Source organism: Campylobacter concisus (genome assembly GCF_002913765.1).
Lineage (GTDB): Bacteria > Campylobacterota > Campylobacteria > Campylobacterales > Campylobacteraceae > Campylobacter_A > Campylobacter_A concisus_BB.
This window is the reverse complement of the sequence record NZ_PPCH01000007.1, coordinates 149,742-164,598: the sequence shown is the minus strand read 5'-3', so window position 1 is coordinate 164,598 and position 14,857 is coordinate 149,742. Positions and strand designations below refer to the sequence as shown.

Here is a 14,857-nt window from a genome sequence, read left to right as displayed (position 1 = left end):
ACAATAGATAAAAATCTTATTAAAGTTTGTTTTTTAGGAGAGCATTTTGAAGATTTTGCTTTTAGAAGATGATTTGGGGTTTCAAGAGAGCGTCTGTGAGTTTTTGCAGACGCTTGGTTATGAAGTTACAGCGGTGAGCGACGGTCAAGAGGCTTGCGACTTGATAGAGAAAAATTTCTATCACCTTTTTATACTTGACATAAAAGTGCCTGGAGTAAATGGTCACGAGGTCATCAAGTATATAAGAAGTCTAAATCCAAACGCTCCTATCATGATAACGACATCTTTAGTTGATATAGATGATATGGCGATTGGCTATGAGCTCGGCTGTAACGAGTATCTAAAAAAGCCATTTGAGTTAGCTGAGCTTAAATTTAGAGTTGCTGAGCTTATGAGAAAGTACTATGGCACTGATGATAAAAACATAGTTAAGATAAATGACGAGTTTAGCTTTAATCTAAATAAACGTGTGCTACTTAAAGATGGCAAGATGGTTGATCTTAGCGCAAAAGAGGTCGCTTTGGTCGAGTGCTTGGTCTCGCATCTAAATTCTTACGTCAGTATGGAGGAGCTTAGAGATCTTGTCTGGAACGACAAAGAGATCGAGGGCGCTGATATAAGGATGCACGTTTTAAAGATAAGAAACAAGACAAACAATAACTTCATCATCTCAAAGAGGCGCATAGGCTACAAGATAGATGCACAAGAGCTTTAAGATCCAGATCATAGCGACATTTGTCATAATGTCGCTCTTTTGCTTTCAAAGCTTTGTGATCTTAAATTTAAGTCAGAAAAATAGCAGCTCAAAGGCTCTCTTTGGCGCTATGAAGCATGAAACCATCATCAAAAATGCATTTCTCAAAAACGAAAATATAGCTAGCTCATTAAAGTATAAATTTGCGATTTACGACGTAAATTTTAAACCAGTCATCTCAACGCTTAGCAAAGAGCCAAGTAGCTTTAAATTTGTAACTCTTGAAGAGGGCGGATATCTTTTTTACAAGAGCTTTTTTATAAAAGATAAGACCCCTTACTACATCGTCGTAGAAAAGGAGCTTGATAACAAAAAGAACATCTTTTTAACAGCCATCATGCTGCTTGTCATCCTTGTGGCGGTGCTTTTTATCGTCTATTTTTTTTATCTAAGCAGCGTTAAGCCCTATAAAGAGTTTCAAAAGTATATGAACAACTTCTTTAACGACGCTATGCACGAGCTAAAGACCCCGCTTGGCGTAGCTGGCATGAACCTTGAGATGCTTGGACTTGAAAACAAGTATATAACCCGCATCAAAAACGCCCTAAAACAGATGCAAATAACCTACGAAGATGTCGAGTACTTCATAAAGCGAGGCTACATCAAATTTCCACTTGAGAGGCTAAATTTAGGCGAATACGTTAAAGAGCGAGTGAAATTTCTCTCAAGCGTGGCTGATGTCAAGCACATCGTAGTAAAGACAAATTTAGCAAGCGAGGCATTTACTATGCTAAGCAAGGTCGAAGCTCAGCGCATCATCGATAACACCATCACAAACGCCATAAAATACAGCCCAAAAGAGAGCGAGATAATAGTAAATTTAGAGCTTGAAGCAGATCGCATAAATCTTAGCGTGCAGGACTTTGGCAAGGGGATAAAGGACGTCAAAAGGGTCTGGAAAAGATACGTGAGAGAGGATGAAATTCAAGGCGGCTTTGGCCTTGGGCTAAATATCGTCAGTGAAATTTGCCAAAAACATGACATTTTATATGGCGTCGATAGCGTTTATAATGAGGGCAGCACCTTTTACTATAAATTTAAACGAGCTTAGATTAAGCATAAAAGCGTAAAATGAAGCCTTAAATTTAGAAGGGAAAACTTTGGATAGAATCGTTGAAATCGAAAAAGTAAGCTTTGAAAACGACTTTGAAGTCTCGCTTAGACCGACAAAATTTGAAGACTACATCGGTCAAGAAAAGATCAAGCAAAATTTAGACGTCTTTATAAAAGCAGCCAAAAAGCGAAACGAGTGCCTAGATCACGTGCTATTTTACGGCCCTCCAGGACTTGGTAAGACGACCTTAGCTCACATCATCGCAAACGAAATGGGCGTAAGCATCAAAATGACTGCGGCTCCCATGATAGAAAAGAGTGGCGATCTTGCTGCGATCCTTACAAATTTACAAGAGGGCGACGTGCTTTTTATCGACGAGATCCACCGCCTAAGCCCAGCTATCGAGGAGGTGCTTTACCCTGCGATGGAGGACTTTAGGCTAGATATCATCATAGGCTCAGGGCCAGCTGCCCAGACTATCAAGATAGACCTGCCAAAATTTACACTTATTGGCGCAACTACGCGTGCTGGCATGATCTCGGCGCCTTTAAGAGACCGCTTTGGGATGGACTTTAGGCTGCAGTTTTACACAAGCAGCGAGCTAAGCCGTATCGTGCAGATCGCCTCTGCCAAGCTTGGCAAAGAGTGCGACAAAAACGCCTCGCTTGAGATCGCCAAACGCTCACGTGCCACGCCAAGGATCGCTCTTAGACTATTAAAGCGAATTCGCGACTTTGCTGAGGTAAATGACGAGCAAATCATCAGCCACGAGCGCGCAAAAGAGGGGCTTAATGCGCTTGGTGTAAATTCGCTTGGATTTGACGAGATGGATATTAGGTATTTAGAAATTTTGATGCAAGCAAGGCGTCGTCCTATGGGTCTTAGCACGATCGCTGCGGCTCTTAGCGAGGATGAGGGCACGGTTGAGGACGTCATCGAGCCATATCTGCTTGCAAATGGCTTTATCGAGCGCACCGCAAAGGGCAGGATCGCAAGTGCGAAGTGCTTTGAGACCTTTAACGTCAAGATCGACATCGAAAAAGGGCTTTTTGAGTAGCGAAATTTAAATTTGGAGCAAAAATGAGCGAGTCACATCTTTGTCCTAAGTGCAAGCAAAGGACGATTTACTTTGACGGGATCTGCTATGAGTGTAGGCAAAAAGAGAAGCTGGAGTTTTACGAAAATTTAAGCAAAGATGAGATCAAACAAAAGCTAAAAAATGTCCTAGCTCACGTAGATGAGATAGGTAAATACGGTGAAATTTACAGCGATCTTGTCTATATTTTCTACCTACGCGGCATTTGCGACGAGCAGATCATCGAAGAAGTGACAAAAAACAGCGGGTACTACCCACCTGAAATTTACAAAAAGGCTTCAATAAAGATCAGAGATGAGCTTATAAAGAGGCTTTCAAGCGAAGAAAATATAGTCAAGCTAAATCACATCCTATCAGCACTTGCATGGCAGGGCGATGAGGTGGTGAGGGAGCTATTTTTTAAGCTTTATGGTGCGCCAAAGCCTTGGAGGGCGAAGCTTCATGTTGATATGGATGGATATGCACAGGTTGCAGGCTGGAGCTTTGATGAGAGCGGCAAGAGAAGAAGCCTAGTTTTTGATAGGTGCTTTACTTGCCAGCCAAGTAAAAACGCAGAGGCAAGCGTTAAATTTAAAGCTGTAAATGATGAAAAATGTAAATTTTGTAGCGGCGAGATGCTGGAATTTACAATCAAAAAAAAGAGCCTAAAGCGACTTGGGCTAGAGCTTAAAAACGACGCTGTGCTTAAATTTTGCCCGACATGCGTGGGCTTGGTGCAGTACTTTTGCCAAAATGACGGCAATAGCGTGCAAACAGAAGTGGTAGGCGAGGGCGAGAGCGAAGACTATGTAAGAGAGGCTGTGGCAACGCTTGATGGGCAAAATTTCGAGCTAGCCAGCGAGGTTTGCGCTCACTACTCATATATGATAGATAGTGAAATTTTGCTTGGCGGATATCCGCAGTGGCAGCAAGATGCGGAGCATTTGCATTGCCCAAAATGTGGTAAAAGCATGAGATATCTAGTACAAATTCCTTTTGGTGACTTGATAGACGGCGAGGGCACGATCTATATGCAAATTTGTGATGAGTGCGAGGTCGTCGGAGCAAATTTTCAGTGCACGTAAAAGGTTAAATTTATAGAAGCTTTTGAGCTAGAAAATTTACGTAAGGCATAAATTTATCTAAATTTACTAAGCATCAGTGCCACGCTAAAATGCCAAAAGCCCACTCTTTACAAATTTGGCGCCAAAGCGTTTTAGCAAATTTGGCAAGCAGATGAATAGTTTTTATAAATTTGCTATAATTACTCCATTTTAAGGGAGCGAGATGAATAGTAGGTTGTTTTTTGGAATTTTTGTGGTTTTTGCTTTGGCTTTGGTGGTCTATCTCTTTAGACCATTTTTACTTGACATTTTTATCGCAGCACTGCTTGCAGTGTCCGTTTCTAACGTGCAGATCGCATTTTTGGCGCTTACAAAAAATCGCAAAACGCTCTCATCAGGACTTACGACCTTTGCGCTTCTTTGCTTATTTATCGCGCCTCTTCTTTATGCCGTCATCGAGATCGCAAAGTACGCAGCTGGATTTGATATAAACAACGTCACAAAGACGATCGAGTTTATCAAAAACTACGACTTTAGCCTGCCAGAGCCGATAAATTTCTTAGGGCCAAAGATCAAGGAATTTATAAGTGGGCTTGATATCAAGATGCTATTTTCGCAAGTCGCTGCTAATCTCGCGAGTCTTGGCAGGCTAAGCTTTAGATTTTGTGTTGACATGATCATCATCCTAGTCTTTTTTTTCTTTTGCAACCTTTACGGCAACGAACTTATAAGCTACCTAAAAGAGGTGCTTCCGCTTAAAAAAGAGGACACTGAGTCGATACTAAGCGAGGTTGGCAACGTAATGGGTGTCGTTTTTTACTCAACCATTGTAAATATGATCATTCAGGGCTTTTTATTTGCCATCATAACTAGCTTTTACGGCTATAATGGCATGCTAACTGGCATCTTTTTTAGCTTTGCTTCACTTATCCCAGTTGTTGGTGGCTTTTTGGCATGGGTGCCTATTAGCATCTATGAGTTTGCAAATGGCAACACAGCAGCCGCTATCACGATCACACTTTACACCATTATTGTGATCTCATTAGGCGCTGATACGCTGCTAAAGCCGCCTATCATTAAATTTATAAACTCAAAATTAGTCAAGATACCAACAAAGATAAACGAGCTACTCATCTTTTTTGCCATGATCGCTGGCATCTCGACGTTTGGCTTCTGGGGCGTCATACTAGGCCCTGCGATCGTGACATTTTTTATCTCAACGATCAAGCTTTACACGCTTTTGCGAGAGAGAAATTTCGTATAAAATAGGGGCAAAATATGATATATGAAGATAAATTTATAAGAGTTGAGCGCGAAGAGAATGAGCTTCCGTGGGTGAAAATTTTTACCGCTAAGCCTTACCGCGAGCTAAGTGACTGCGATGAGGCGAGTAGGGCTAGGCTTTTTGAGGCGATGCTGGTAGCTGAAAAGGCTATGCTTGAGTTTTATAAACCGACTAAAATAAACATCGCAAGCTTTGGAAACTACGTGCCACACGTGCATATTCACGTTATTGCGAGATTTGAAAACGATGCATTTTTCCCAGATAGCGTTTGGGCTAGCCCCAAAAGAAAAAGCGAGCTTGAGCTGCCTAAATTTGACGAATTTGCTAAATTCTTAGAAAAAAAACTAAGGCTTAGTTTTGAGTAAATACAAAAAATATTTTAATATCTATATCGTTTTAGTCGTTTTCGCGGTGCTTGGCAGCCTTTTTTACTTTCTTTATAGCTCATACATGGCTGAAAAAAAGCAAAACAATATGCGCGTCTTTTTTGACTACCATGTAAAGCAGCTAAACAAAAGCATCGATGATGAGAAATTTTCATCAATGGCGATCTCGATCCTGCTTGCTCAAAATGAGTCTATACAGATGTGCTTGCTAGGTCAAGACCGCGACGAATGCGTAAAAAATATCGAAAATTTGACCAAAACTCTTGGCGCAGCGTCGATGTATAACAACATCAAGCTTCATCTTTATGACAAAGATCTAAAAAGCTACGTAAGAAGCTGGGACCTAAACAGATATGGCGATATGATCGCTAGTGGCAGGTTTTTAGTCCAAGAGTCAAGGCGGCAAGATAGGCCCATGGTTGGCATCGAGGCGTGGTATGCTGGAGTGCATATAAGGGCTGTTTCAAATGTGATGCATGATGGCAAAAATATCGGTAGCATCGAGGTTTTGCTAAACTACGACTCACTTGGAAATTTTTATAAAACGCAAGGCATAGACCTTTTCGTGCTCCTATCAAAAGATAAGATGCCAGCACATAAAAGCGCGCCAAGTGATCAAATTTTGAGTGATTATTACATCGAAAATTTAAGCAGTGCAAATTTAAATATAGTTGGAATTTTGCGTGATATCGACCTTAAAAAGTATGAATTTTACGTCTATAAAACGCACTATTTTTGCGTTGTGCCGCTAATTGATGCTAGCAACACGCAGATAGGCTACTACGTCCTTCACGTAAACACAGACGAAAAAGAGCGAAATATCTCGCAAAACTACTTTGAATCAGAAGAACTTTTTTAAATTTACCCCTTTAAAAAGCTCTCTATAAGATCTTTTAGCTCGCTCTCGCTAAGCTTTTGTCCTTCGATTAAGGTTATGCTATTTTGCATAGCAAAGGCAAAGTTTTCTACTGCGATTGGTATCTTATTTAGCAATATAAAAAATATGCCAAGCATTATTTGTTAGCCTCTAAAAATGGGCTAAATTTAAGAGATGAAAAGATGAGATGAGCTAGCTTGTCGCTAAAATTTGGATAGCAGTTGTCATCTTTAATGCTATCTAAAACACTCTCTAGCTTTTTTATAAATTTGGTGTCATAACCAGCTTTGCTACCTATCTCTTTCGTGATCTTGGCTTGTAAATTTATGGCGTCTTTTATATCAAAATATCTCATTTCTACTTTAGCCATTGCAAAATTCCTTTGATCTTTGTGTTTGTGGAGATTAGTTTTTTGCTCTCATTTAGATAGTCCTCCACGCTCTCATAAAGATGATCTGGCGCTATCAAACGCTCGTTTTTTACCTCCCAGTCCAAAAAACTCCACTCATCTTCATACCAGTCATAATCAGGCTCCGCAGAAGAATAGTAGCTATGCCCAGTAACATTCAAATAATCAAGAATAGAATAACTTTTTTCATGGTCATTTAGCGTGTAAAAGGGTGGGTGTTTTTCTTTTGCAAAGTTATAGAAAAAATAGCTTCTATAGCTCCTTTTCTTTTTTGTGGGTTGCAGTTTGCCAGCACTTTTCATCTCGTCATGCAGGCTCTTTATATCCATCGCCCACCTTTTATCGGAAAAATTCTTTAAAATTTCTATCGCCACTATCTTAAAAGATGACGTATCGTCCGCAAGAGTGGTCGCCTTTTTGATGATCTTTATTTTTTGATCATTGCTTAGAACGTTGTAGTCTAGCGCATCTATAAGCTTCATTATTTCTTTTTCGCGTACTATAAATTGATCAAAAAAGCTATCCTTTGTCGCCTCATCAAAGATATCCATTTGACTAAGGTTAAAATAGTGAATTGCTCTGTTTGGAAAAGGACTTTTGTTAAAAATCTCCCACATCATATCTTTATCAAATTTATAAACCATATTAAGTAAGTTTTCAAACTGATAAAATGTTTTGACAAGGTCAGAGGCTCTTTGATAAAAGGCTTTTGTTAGTGAAATTTCACGTGGCAAGTGATGATGCAGCTTTATTAGCTCATCAAATTCGTTAGTTTCGTTTATCAAGTCTATGAACTCATCAAAAAAAGCTAGCTCATTTGATCTCTTTTTGAGATTACTAAGTAAGATCTTTTTGCGTTGATCTTTGCTAAATTCTTTTCTTATGGCCTGTTTGAAAAAGTTTATAGCCAGCTCGCTATCTTGCAAAAGCCATAGAACATGCCTGCCAAGCTTAACCAACATACCGCTTCTATTTGTCTCAAAAAGCGCTCTTTCATAAATTTCTCTAGCCAGACTATCGTCTTTTAGTTCAAATTTAGCAAGTTCGGCTAGTTTTAAATACTCTTTTGTACTGGCTATATTGTCAAGTTGCTCGTAAATTTGATCTTTTGTTATCTCGCTCATCACATCTCCTTTGTTTTTGCATTTTACAAAGAGGATATGACAGGATGTGTCGTGTGGTTAAAATTGCTGTAGTAGATTTACGTTTTGATTTTAGCTATAAATTTAGCCCTTATACGAAAACTCTTCGCTTGGGAAAATTTTGCTTTTTACTTCGTTAGCGTAGCTTTGCACACCTTTTCGCACAAGAGCGGCTCCGTCAAGATAGCGCTTAACAAATTTAGGTTTAAAGTCCTCGAAAAATCCCAACATATCAGACCAGACAAGCACCTGCCCATCGACATCCGCCCCAGAGCCTATGCCCACAACTGGCACACGAACCTGCCTTGTTATCTCGCTCGCCACGTTGCTAAGCGTGCCCTCAAGCAGTATGCTAAATGCGCCAGCTTGCTCAAACGCCAAAGCCTCTTCAACTAGCCTTTTTGCCTCAAACTCACTTCTGCCTTTTATCTTATATCCGCCCTCAAATTTAAAAAACTGCGGCTTTAGTCCGATGTGAGCCGTCACGTTTATGCCTTCTTCGCAGAGGCGTTTTACTAAATTTACCTGATGCATGCCAACTTCAAGCTTCACCGCATCGGCATTTGTCTGCTTGAAAAATTTCATTGCATTTTTGATCGCTTGCTTTTCGTTTGTGTAGCTGCCAAATGGCATATCAGCCAGGATAAAACTCTTCTTAGCTCCGGCACAAACGGCCTTTGTGTGATAAAGCATGGTGCTCATATCGGCACTTAGCGTGCTCTCTTTCATGTTAAAGCTCATATTTAAACTATCGCCGACAAGGATAATATCAGCATAATCATCAAAAATCTTCGCAAATAGCGCATCATAGGCGGTTATCATCACGATTGGTTCAACGCCTTTTTTATTTTTTATATCATTTATAGTTAGTTTTTTCTTTGCGATTGTTTCATCTTTCATGGCTAAGTCCGGTAAAATTTGTGATAATGCTAACAATTTTATCAAAATTTTGCTACAATTACGCCAATTTCTTAAGGACATGAAAATGGGTATATTAAAAAGGCTTGAAGTCGATTATTCTTATGATATAGTTGAGGAGTTTCTCTCCCACTACACTTTGATGTGCGATTTACTAGAGCCTTTGATAATAAATTTAGGAAGAGCTGACAAGTATAAGGAGAGCATTTTAGAGCTTTCTAGGATCTTTCACAATATCAAATCAGCAGCAGGTTTTATGCATCTTGACCCGATCTTGAAACTAACGACTTTGGCTGAAGAGGTCACTCAAGAGGCTAGAAGCTTAAAAGGTCCAGCAAATGATAAATTTATAGATTGGTTGCTGCTTATTAGCGATCAGTTTCATAAATACAAAGGCGACGTCGAGAAGGACCTAGAGTATTTTAGCGTCCTTGAGCCAAAGATCATTGACGTACCTGCAAAGCTTGACTAAACAATCCAACTAAACCATTTCATTTTTTATGGGAGCGACTTGGCTTCGACAGGAGCAGAGTGTGTACGGTGGCACGTCGCTTTGAGCAAAGCGTAAAAAGCTCAAATTAAATTTAAACGCAAACAACGTTAATTTCGCTCCTGCTTACGCTAAAGCTGCGTAAGTTCAGTTGAGCCTCGCTTTGTCTCATTCTAGCTAGGATGTAAGCGAGTGATTTAGCTAGAGTAGGCCAGCAAAGTGACTGCTTGCTAGCTGAAATTTAAGTCTTAGTCTAAATTTTGGTTTTGGAAAGTGAGCCTTTTTAGATGAAATTTTCACTTTTGCTAAGCGTGTAGAGGCTGTATGGATTTTGCTTTTGGACAGGGGTTCGATCCCCCTCGCTTCCACCACCTTACTTTAAAATTCTCTTAATTTTTACTCACTTTTAAAATAATATAAACTAAGATAACACAACTCATATAAACAAAGGAGAGGGATATGTTTTGGGAATTTGATTGTGTTTGTGAATTTAACGAAGGCTTTGCTGCTGTTCAAAAAGATGGCAAATGGGGATATATAAACACCAAAGGTGAGCAGATCGTAGAGTGTAAATTTGATGACGCTTATTATTTTAACGAAGGTTTTGCTAGAGTTAAAAAAGATGGTAAATGGGGATATATAAACACCAAAGGCGAACAGATCATAGAGTGTAAATTTGATGATGCTTATTGTTTTAGTGAAGGTTTTGCTTGGGTTGAAAAAGATGGCAAATGGGGTTATATAAACACCAAAGGCGAACAGATCATAGAGTGTAAATTTGATTTTGCTTGGAGTTTTAACGAAGGTCTTGCTGCTGTTCAAAAAGATGGCAAGTGCGGATATATAAATACCAAAGGTGAGCAGATCGTAGAGTGTAAATTTGATGACGCTTATGATTTTAACGAAGGTTTTGCTAGAGTTAAAAAAGATGGTAAATGGGGTTATATAAACACCAAAGGATGTTCTGTTATTTTTGACGAAAGCAAAAAATGAGATAGATGTGCCTGATAAGGCTATAGACAGGTCAAATAACACTTTCTACTTATCACGGCTAGGTGATAAATTTGGACTTTTGGATGAAAACTTTAGTGTCGTTATCAAAAATAGCATTTATGGTAAATTTGAGGTGCTTCAAAGGATAAATGAAACTACCTTTTTGATAAAAATAGCAGGGCGAGATATCTTAGTGGATAACGAGGGGAATTTTAGATAAGCTAGCTACAAAAAGCTTTGCCAGCCAGTTAAATTTAACTTGGCTGGTTTTTCATTATCTAAGCTTTGTCTCGAAAAATGCATTAAAAAGCGAGTTTATGCCTTGCTTTGTAAATTTCTCCATTATCTTTTCGAGCTGCGGTTTTTCTTGCCAGACGGGCTCATCTACGAGGCTCATTTTTGCTAGCTCATTTTGAGCGTCTATGTAGCTACCAAGACTGTCTATTAGCCCCATTTTTAGGGCATTGTGCGCCAAAAATACCCTTGCGTTTGCCCACTCGTCTTTTTTCTTGATATCTAAATTTCTAGCCTCCGCCACGTCGCTTACAAAGAGCATGTAAGCGTCATTTACGAGCCCTTGTAAGCTCTCACGCTCTTGCTTGCTCCAGCTCCTCATAAAAGTGCCAGCCTCTTTAAACTCGCCAGCCTTTACCACCTGCTCGCTCACGCCTAAATTTTTGGCTAAATTTTCGATGTTTGCCCCTTGCATGATGACGCCGATAGAGCCGATGAAAGCGCCCGGATTTGCTACGATAGTGTCGGCATTTACGCCAGCGTAGTAGCTACCACTTGCCATGTTGCCAGCTGCGTATGCGAGCACTTTTTTGCTCTCTTTTAGCCTCTTGACCGCCATAGCCAGCTCCACGCTAGGACTTAGTGCGCCGCCTGGGCTGTCGATGTAGAGTAGCACACCTTTGATGTTGCTATCACTCCTTGCTTTTTCTAGCGCTTCTAAAATTTCGCTAGTGTCCATTATCGTGCCGGTGATGTCTATGCGGGCTAAATTTGGCTCTTTCATCTTGCTATCTGGAGCAAAAATAAAAAATAAGATGAGTAAAAATATGAGCGCCTTAAAGTAGTTATTGATAAATTTAAAAATTCCCAAAATTCCTCTAAAAATAAGCCTTAAAATTTGCAAATTTTGCCTCCGATATATAGTTTTTTAGCCTCGTTTGTGTGAAGTATGAGCTGAAGTATTAGCTCGCTATCATCGCACTCTAGGTCGTTATATACGGCAAGATCAGCCGCGAGTCCTACTTTTATCTCGCCGTTATTTGTCCTAAGCGCCTTTGCGCCCCCGTGCGTTGCAGCGACAAAAAGCCTAGTGGCAAGCTCGTTTAGATCAAGGCTAGCGTGGGTAAATAGGGCAGCTCGTAGCTCATGCCAGAAATTTAGGCTGATATTTGAGCTAAGGCCGTCTGTGCCGATGTTTAGACTGACATTATTTTTGAAAATTTCTTTTAAATTTAGCGCCTTTTTGCCAAGCAGTCTGTTTGAAACGGCGCAGTGCGTCACGCTGTGATGAGGCTTAAATTTAGCAAAATCGCTCACATAAACGCAGTGCGTAAAGAGGGTATTTATCTCACGAAACATCGCAAAGTAGCCATGCGCGTCATACATCGGCTTAGGATCTTGGCTAAATCTTAAAAGATGCTTTTTAAAGCCACCGCTGCCGTGCTCTAGCCACTGCTTTTCAGCCTTGCTCTCTAAAAAGTGCGTGCTAACAAGAAGACCATCCTTTTTAGCTATCTCAAGGGCAGCTTTGGCGAGCTTTGGATGCACGGAGTAGGGCGAGTGCAGCGAGATGGCTGGGGTGAAATTTTGGCTTTTATAGCCCTTTGTTTTTTCAAATTTAGCTAAGAAATTTTGCAAATTTTGTTCGCACATTTGCTCGCTTGAGCCTAAAATTTCACTAAAAAGTACGACTTTTAGAGGACTAGCGGCTAAAATTTCAAGCTCCGAGCCAAAGCTAGATATCTCGCCAATAACACAAACTCCGCTTTTTAACAGCGAATTTATAGCTTCATGCATCGCTTTTTTAGCGTCCATTTTAGCTAGCTCGCCGCCCTTATCGACGATAGAGCCAAGCCATTTTATAAAGTCGCCATATTTTAGCGTGCTAACGTTTGAGCTAAACTCCAAATGAACGTGCGTATTTACGAACGCTGGGGCTATCACGCTCTCACCAAAGTCGCAAATTTTCGCATCTTTAAATTTTTTTTGCGCCTCTTTTTCGCTTGTAATTTCTAAAATTTTATCACTCTCAATGACAACACAAGAATTTCTTAAAATTTTTGGATTTTCTCCGCCAGTGATGATCTTTTTTGCTTTTAAAATTTCCATTTTTAGCCTTAAATTTTTGTTATTGTAGCGAAAATTTAGGAACGAAAATGTATAATTTGGGCTATTTAATCAAAAAGGAGTGACATGGATAAGAAGTTAAAAATAATGGTTATCCAAGGCCCAAATATCAACATGCTTGGCGCTAGAGAGCCAGGAATTTACGGCGTTATGAAGATGGAGGATATCCACTCTCAAATGAAGATCGTTGCCGATCAAAATGACGTTGAGATCGAGTTTTTTCAAAGCAACCTTGAGGGCGAGCTAGTCGATAAGATCCAAGAATGCTTGGGCGATGCTGACGGCATCATCATAAACCCAGCCGCTTACACTCACACCTCTATCGCTATCCGTGACGCGCTAAGTGCGGTTGCGCTGCCAGTTATCGAGGTGCATATCAGCAACGTTTATAGAAGAGAAGAGTTCCGCCACAAAAGCCTCATCGCACCAGTTGCAGCAGGCCAGATCGTGGGCTTTGGACCAGTTGGCTATCATTTAGCGATGATAGGCATGCTTCAAATTTTTGAGCAAATCAAAGCAGTAAGAGCAAATCAAAAAGCACAATGAATTTCATCTTAAAGGACGAAAACGCCGTATTTTACGAGTGCGGCTACAGCTGCGACAATGAGTTTTTGTTATGCGTTGATGGCGTGAAATACTTTTTCACGGACGCGAGATATTATTTCGAGGCAAAAAGCTGCGTAAATGCAGGCGTGGTCGTTCTTTTGGCTCAGAGAAATTTAATAAACGAGGTGAGGGCATTTTTAAGAAAGATGAAGCCAAACAGCCTCGTTTTTAACCCTGATGAGCTAAGTATCAGCGAGTTTAACGCGCTTAGCAAGGGCTTTAAGATAAATTTCAAGCCAAAGGCAAATTTCTCTAAGCTAAAGAGAATTTGCAAAAGCGAGGATGAGATAAAAATTTTAAAAAAGGCTAGCGAATTTGGAGCAAAATGCTTTGATGAATTTGCTAAATTTGTGCGTGAAAATGGCGAGGGGATGAGCGAAAAAGAGCTTCATTTTAACGCCTCGCTCATCTTTAGGCAAAAAAACGAGCTAGGTCTTAGCTTTGATCCGATCGTAGCGATAAATGAAAATGCTGCAAAGGCGCATGCACTGCCTGGGGATAAAATTTTAAAAAAGGGCGATTTGCTGCTACTTGACGCTGGAGTTAAATTTAAGCGCTACTGCTCTGATCGCACCAGAACTGCTTGCTTTGATGAAAATTTTAACTTCTCAAAGGAGCAAAAATTTAAAAACGCCAAGATGCAAGAAATTTATGAGATCGTAAAAGAGGCTCAGGCTGCTGCGATAAAGGTCGCTAGAGCTGGCGTTAGGGCGTGCGAGATAGACCTTGCAGCAAGAAGTGTGATAGCAAAGGCTGGATATGAAAAGGCCTTTTTCCACTCGACAGGACACGGCGTGGGAGTCGATATACACGAGCTTCCAGTCATCTCAGCAAGGAGCGAAACGCTCATAAAAGAGGGCATGGTCTTTAGCGTGGAGCCTGGAATTTATCTAGAAAATGAATTTGGCGTGCGCATCGAGGACGTGGTGGTCGCAAGAGAAGGTGGGTGCGAGATCTTATGAGGCTAGCTGGAGCAAGAAAGATCGTAAAAAGCCGTTTTTGCCCTAGTTTTTTTCATAAAAGAGATGAGTTTAAGTATGAGGCGCTAGTTGGTATGGGTGGCAACATCGGCGATAGCGCAAAGAGGTTTGATAAATTTATAAGAGCGATTAGTGAAGATAGGCGTTTTCATGTGGTTGAAGTCTCGCCGATCCTTATAAATGCGGCGTTTGGCTACGAAGCGCAGGATGATTTTAGTAACGCTGTTATAAATTTACAAACATCTATGAGCCCTAGAAATTTGCTAAAAATTTTGGGGCACTATGAGAGTAAATTTAAGCGCGTGAGGACGTTTAAAAATGCGCCACGCACGCTTGATCTGGATATTTTGTATTTTAGTAAAAAGGTCTATAAGACGCCGCGCCTTATCGTCCCGCACCCAGGGGCAGATAAGAGGCTTAGCGTGATCGTGCCACTAGGGCTTATGAGAGGTTAAAGGATATA

Annotated in this window: 19 protein-coding genes and 1 other RNA gene; 14 read left to right on the top strand and 6 right to left on the bottom strand. The window is 40.4% G+C overall.

What is annotated here, in order from left to right:
* The first annotated feature begins 46 nt into the window (after positions 1 to 46).
* From CYO89_RS01465 to CYO89_RS01435, 7 genes are all read left to right on the top strand, one after another.
* On the top strand, positions 47 to 715 hold the full coding sequence (locus CYO89_RS01465; protein WP_009294240.1) for a response regulator transcription factor: 669 nt from the start codon (positions 47 to 49) through the stop codon (positions 713 to 715).
* Positions 699 to 1,805 (top strand): sensor histidine kinase, encoded by a 1,107-nt coding sequence (locus CYO89_RS01460; protein WP_103596871.1) that lies wholly within the window; start codon positions 699 to 701, stop codon positions 1,803 to 1,805. The genes CYO89_RS01465 and CYO89_RS01460 overlap by 17 nt, the downstream gene beginning before the upstream one ends.
* 49 nt (positions 1,806 to 1,854) lie before the next feature.
* Entirely contained in the window at positions 1,855 to 2,865 is a 1,011-nt protein-coding gene (gene ruvB / locus CYO89_RS01455) for a Holliday junction branch migration DNA helicase RuvB (protein ID WP_021090089.1), read from the top strand.
* 23 nt (positions 2,866 to 2,888) lie between these two features.
* The gene (locus CYO89_RS01450) at positions 2,889 to 3,968 is read left to right on the top strand and encodes a cytochrome C (RefSeq protein ID WP_103596870.1); all 1,080 of its coding nucleotides are present in this window, start codon (positions 2,889 to 2,891) and stop codon (positions 3,966 to 3,968) included.
* Between the two features lie 202 nt (positions 3,969 to 4,170).
* Positions 4,171 to 5,211, top strand: coding sequence for an AI-2E family transporter (locus CYO89_RS01445; RefSeq protein WP_103596869.1), 1,041 nt, complete (start codon positions 4,171 to 4,173; stop codon positions 5,209 to 5,211).
* Between the two features lie 14 nt (positions 5,212 to 5,225).
* A complete protein-coding gene (locus CYO89_RS01440) occupies positions 5,226 to 5,597 on the top strand; it encodes an HIT family protein (RefSeq protein ID WP_012140125.1) in 372 nt (123 codons plus the stop codon).
* Positions 5,590 to 6,477, top strand: a complete 888-nt coding sequence (locus CYO89_RS01435) for a cache domain-containing protein (protein WP_103596868.1) — start codon at positions 5,590 to 5,592, stop codon at positions 6,475 to 6,477. Before CYO89_RS01440 ends, CYO89_RS01435 begins: the two co-directional genes overlap by 8 nt.
* A gap of 2 nt (positions 6,478 to 6,479) precedes the next feature.
* On the opposite strand, the gene CYO89_RS10290 is transcribed toward CYO89_RS01435, so the two are convergent.
* The 4 genes from CYO89_RS10290 to panB all read right to left on the bottom strand — a co-directional run bounded on the left by CYO89_RS10290 (position 6,480) and on the right by panB (position 8,946).
* Positions 6,480 to 6,632 carry a hypothetical protein gene (locus CYO89_RS10290; RefSeq protein WP_181001864.1) on the bottom strand — a complete coding sequence of 51 codons (153 nt, stop codon included), beginning with the start codon at positions 6,630 to 6,632 and terminating at the stop codon, positions 6,480 to 6,482.
* A complete protein-coding gene (locus tag CYO89_RS01430; RefSeq protein WP_103596867.1) occupies positions 6,632 to 6,865 on the bottom strand; it encodes a type II toxin-antitoxin system death-on-curing family toxin in 234 nt (77 codons plus the stop codon). Before CYO89_RS01430 ends, CYO89_RS10290 begins: the two co-directional genes overlap by 1 nt.
* Positions 6,853 to 8,028 (bottom strand): hypothetical protein, encoded by a 1,176-nt coding sequence (locus CYO89_RS01425; RefSeq protein ID WP_103596866.1) that lies wholly within the window; start codon positions 8,026 to 8,028, stop codon positions 6,853 to 6,855. Before CYO89_RS01425 ends, CYO89_RS01430 begins: the two co-directional genes overlap by 13 nt.
* 102 nt (positions 8,029 to 8,130) lie before the next feature.
* Positions 8,131 to 8,946 (bottom strand): 3-methyl-2-oxobutanoate hydroxymethyltransferase, encoded by an 816-nt coding sequence (gene panB / locus CYO89_RS01420; protein WP_103596865.1) that lies wholly within the window; start codon positions 8,944 to 8,946, stop codon positions 8,131 to 8,133.
* A gap of 85 nt (positions 8,947 to 9,031) precedes the next feature.
* Between panB and CYO89_RS01415 the strand changes: the two genes are divergently transcribed.
* From CYO89_RS01415 to CYO89_RS01400, 4 genes are all read left to right on the top strand, one after another.
* Entirely contained in the window at positions 9,032 to 9,436 is a 405-nt protein-coding gene (locus CYO89_RS01415) for a hypothetical protein (RefSeq protein ID WP_004317574.1), read from the top strand.
* Positions 9,437 to 9,466: 30 nt separating this feature from the next.
* Positions 9,467 to 9,825, top strand: a transfer-messenger RNA (tmRNA) gene (ssrA, locus tag CYO89_RS01410).
* Between the two features lie 88 nt (positions 9,826 to 9,913).
* Positions 9,914 to 10,447: a WG repeat-containing protein gene (locus CYO89_RS01405; protein WP_048809852.1), complete on the top strand. Its 534-nt coding sequence runs from the start codon at positions 9,914 to 9,916 to the stop codon at positions 10,445 to 10,447.
* A complete protein-coding gene (locus tag CYO89_RS01400; protein WP_103596864.1) occupies positions 10,428 to 10,667 on the top strand; it encodes a ribonuclease in 240 nt (79 codons plus the stop codon). The genes CYO89_RS01405 and CYO89_RS01400 overlap by 20 nt, the downstream gene beginning before the upstream one ends.
* A gap of 54 nt (positions 10,668 to 10,721) precedes the next feature.
* On the opposite strand, the gene sppA is transcribed toward CYO89_RS01400, so the two are convergent.
* Together sppA and mqnF are read right to left on the bottom strand one after the other, a co-directional pair.
* The gene (sppA, locus tag CYO89_RS01395) at positions 10,722 to 11,585 is read right to left on the bottom strand and encodes a signal peptide peptidase SppA (protein WP_103596863.1); all 864 of its coding nucleotides are present in this window, start codon (positions 11,583 to 11,585) and stop codon (positions 10,722 to 10,724) included.
* Positions 11,573 to 12,790, bottom strand: a complete 1,218-nt coding sequence (gene mqnF / locus CYO89_RS01390) for an aminofutalosine deaminase family hydrolase (RefSeq protein WP_103596862.1) — start codon at positions 12,788 to 12,790, stop codon at positions 11,573 to 11,575. Before mqnF ends, sppA begins: the two co-directional genes overlap by 13 nt.
* 84 nt (positions 12,791 to 12,874) lie before the next feature.
* Between mqnF and aroQ the strand changes: the two genes are divergently transcribed.
* The 3 genes from aroQ to folK are packed head-to-tail and all read left to right on the top strand — an operon-like array spanning position 12,875 to position 14,849.
* Positions 12,875 to 13,354 (top strand): type II 3-dehydroquinate dehydratase, encoded by a 480-nt coding sequence (gene aroQ, locus CYO89_RS01385; RefSeq protein WP_004317604.1) that lies wholly within the window; start codon positions 12,875 to 12,877, stop codon positions 13,352 to 13,354.
* Complete coding sequence (locus CYO89_RS01380) at positions 13,351 to 14,376, top strand: M24 family metallopeptidase (RefSeq protein ID WP_103596861.1); 1,026 nt, start codon at positions 13,351 to 13,353, stop codon at positions 14,374 to 14,376. The genes aroQ and CYO89_RS01380 overlap by 4 nt, the downstream gene beginning before the upstream one ends.
* The gene (gene folK, locus CYO89_RS01375; protein WP_103596860.1) at positions 14,373 to 14,849 is read left to right on the top strand and encodes a 2-amino-4-hydroxy-6-hydroxymethyldihydropteridine diphosphokinase; all 477 of its coding nucleotides are present in this window, start codon (positions 14,373 to 14,375) and stop codon (positions 14,847 to 14,849) included. Before CYO89_RS01380 ends, folK begins: the two co-directional genes overlap by 4 nt.
* The last annotated feature ends 8 nt before the right edge of the window (positions 14,850 to 14,857 follow it).

Excerpts from the sequence above, each read along its gene's own strand:
- CYO89_RS01450 (WP_103596870.1), top strand. The coding sequence starts at position 2,889 with ATGAGCGAGTCACATCTTTGTCCTAAGTGCAAGCAAAGGACGATTTAC.
- CYO89_RS01380 (WP_103596861.1), top strand. The coding sequence starts at position 13,351 with ATGAATTTCATCTTAAAGGACGAAAACGCCGTATTTTACGAGTGCGGC.
- CYO89_RS01430 (WP_103596867.1), bottom strand. The coding sequence starts at position 6,865 with ATGGCTAAAGTAGAAATGAGATATTTTGATATAAAAGACGCCATAAAT.
- CYO89_RS01425 (WP_103596866.1), bottom strand. The coding sequence starts at position 8,028 with ATGAGCGAGATAACAAAAGATCAAATTTACGAGCAACTTGACAATATA.
- mqnF (WP_103596862.1), bottom strand. The coding sequence starts at position 12,790 with ATGGAAATTTTAAAAGCAAAAAAGATCATCACTGGCGGAGAAAATCCA.
- CYO89_RS01440 (WP_012140125.1), top strand. The coding sequence starts at position 5,226 with ATGATATATGAAGATAAATTTATAAGAGTTGAGCGCGAAGAGAATGAG.
- CYO89_RS01445 (WP_103596869.1), top strand. The coding sequence starts at position 4,171 with ATGAATAGTAGGTTGTTTTTTGGAATTTTTGTGGTTTTTGCTTTGGCT.
- folK (WP_103596860.1), top strand. The coding sequence starts at position 14,373 with ATGAGGCTAGCTGGAGCAAGAAAGATCGTAAAAAGCCGTTTTTGCCCT.
- CYO89_RS01405 (WP_048809852.1), top strand. The coding sequence starts at position 9,914 with ATGTTTTGGGAATTTGATTGTGTTTGTGAATTTAACGAAGGCTTTGCT.
- aroQ (WP_004317604.1), top strand. The coding sequence starts at position 12,875 with ATGGATAAGAAGTTAAAAATAATGGTTATCCAAGGCCCAAATATCAAC.
- panB (WP_103596865.1), bottom strand. The coding sequence starts at position 8,946 with ATGAAAGATGAAACAATCGCAAAGAAAAAACTAACTATAAATGATATA.
- CYO89_RS01415 (WP_004317574.1), top strand. The coding sequence starts at position 9,032 with ATGGGTATATTAAAAAGGCTTGAAGTCGATTATTCTTATGATATAGTT.
- CYO89_RS01460 (WP_103596871.1), top strand. The coding sequence starts at position 699 with ATGCACAAGAGCTTTAAGATCCAGATCATAGCGACATTTGTCATAATG.
- CYO89_RS10290 (WP_181001864.1), bottom strand. The coding sequence starts at position 6,632 with ATGCTTGGCATATTTTTTATATTGCTAAATAAGATACCAATCGCAGTA.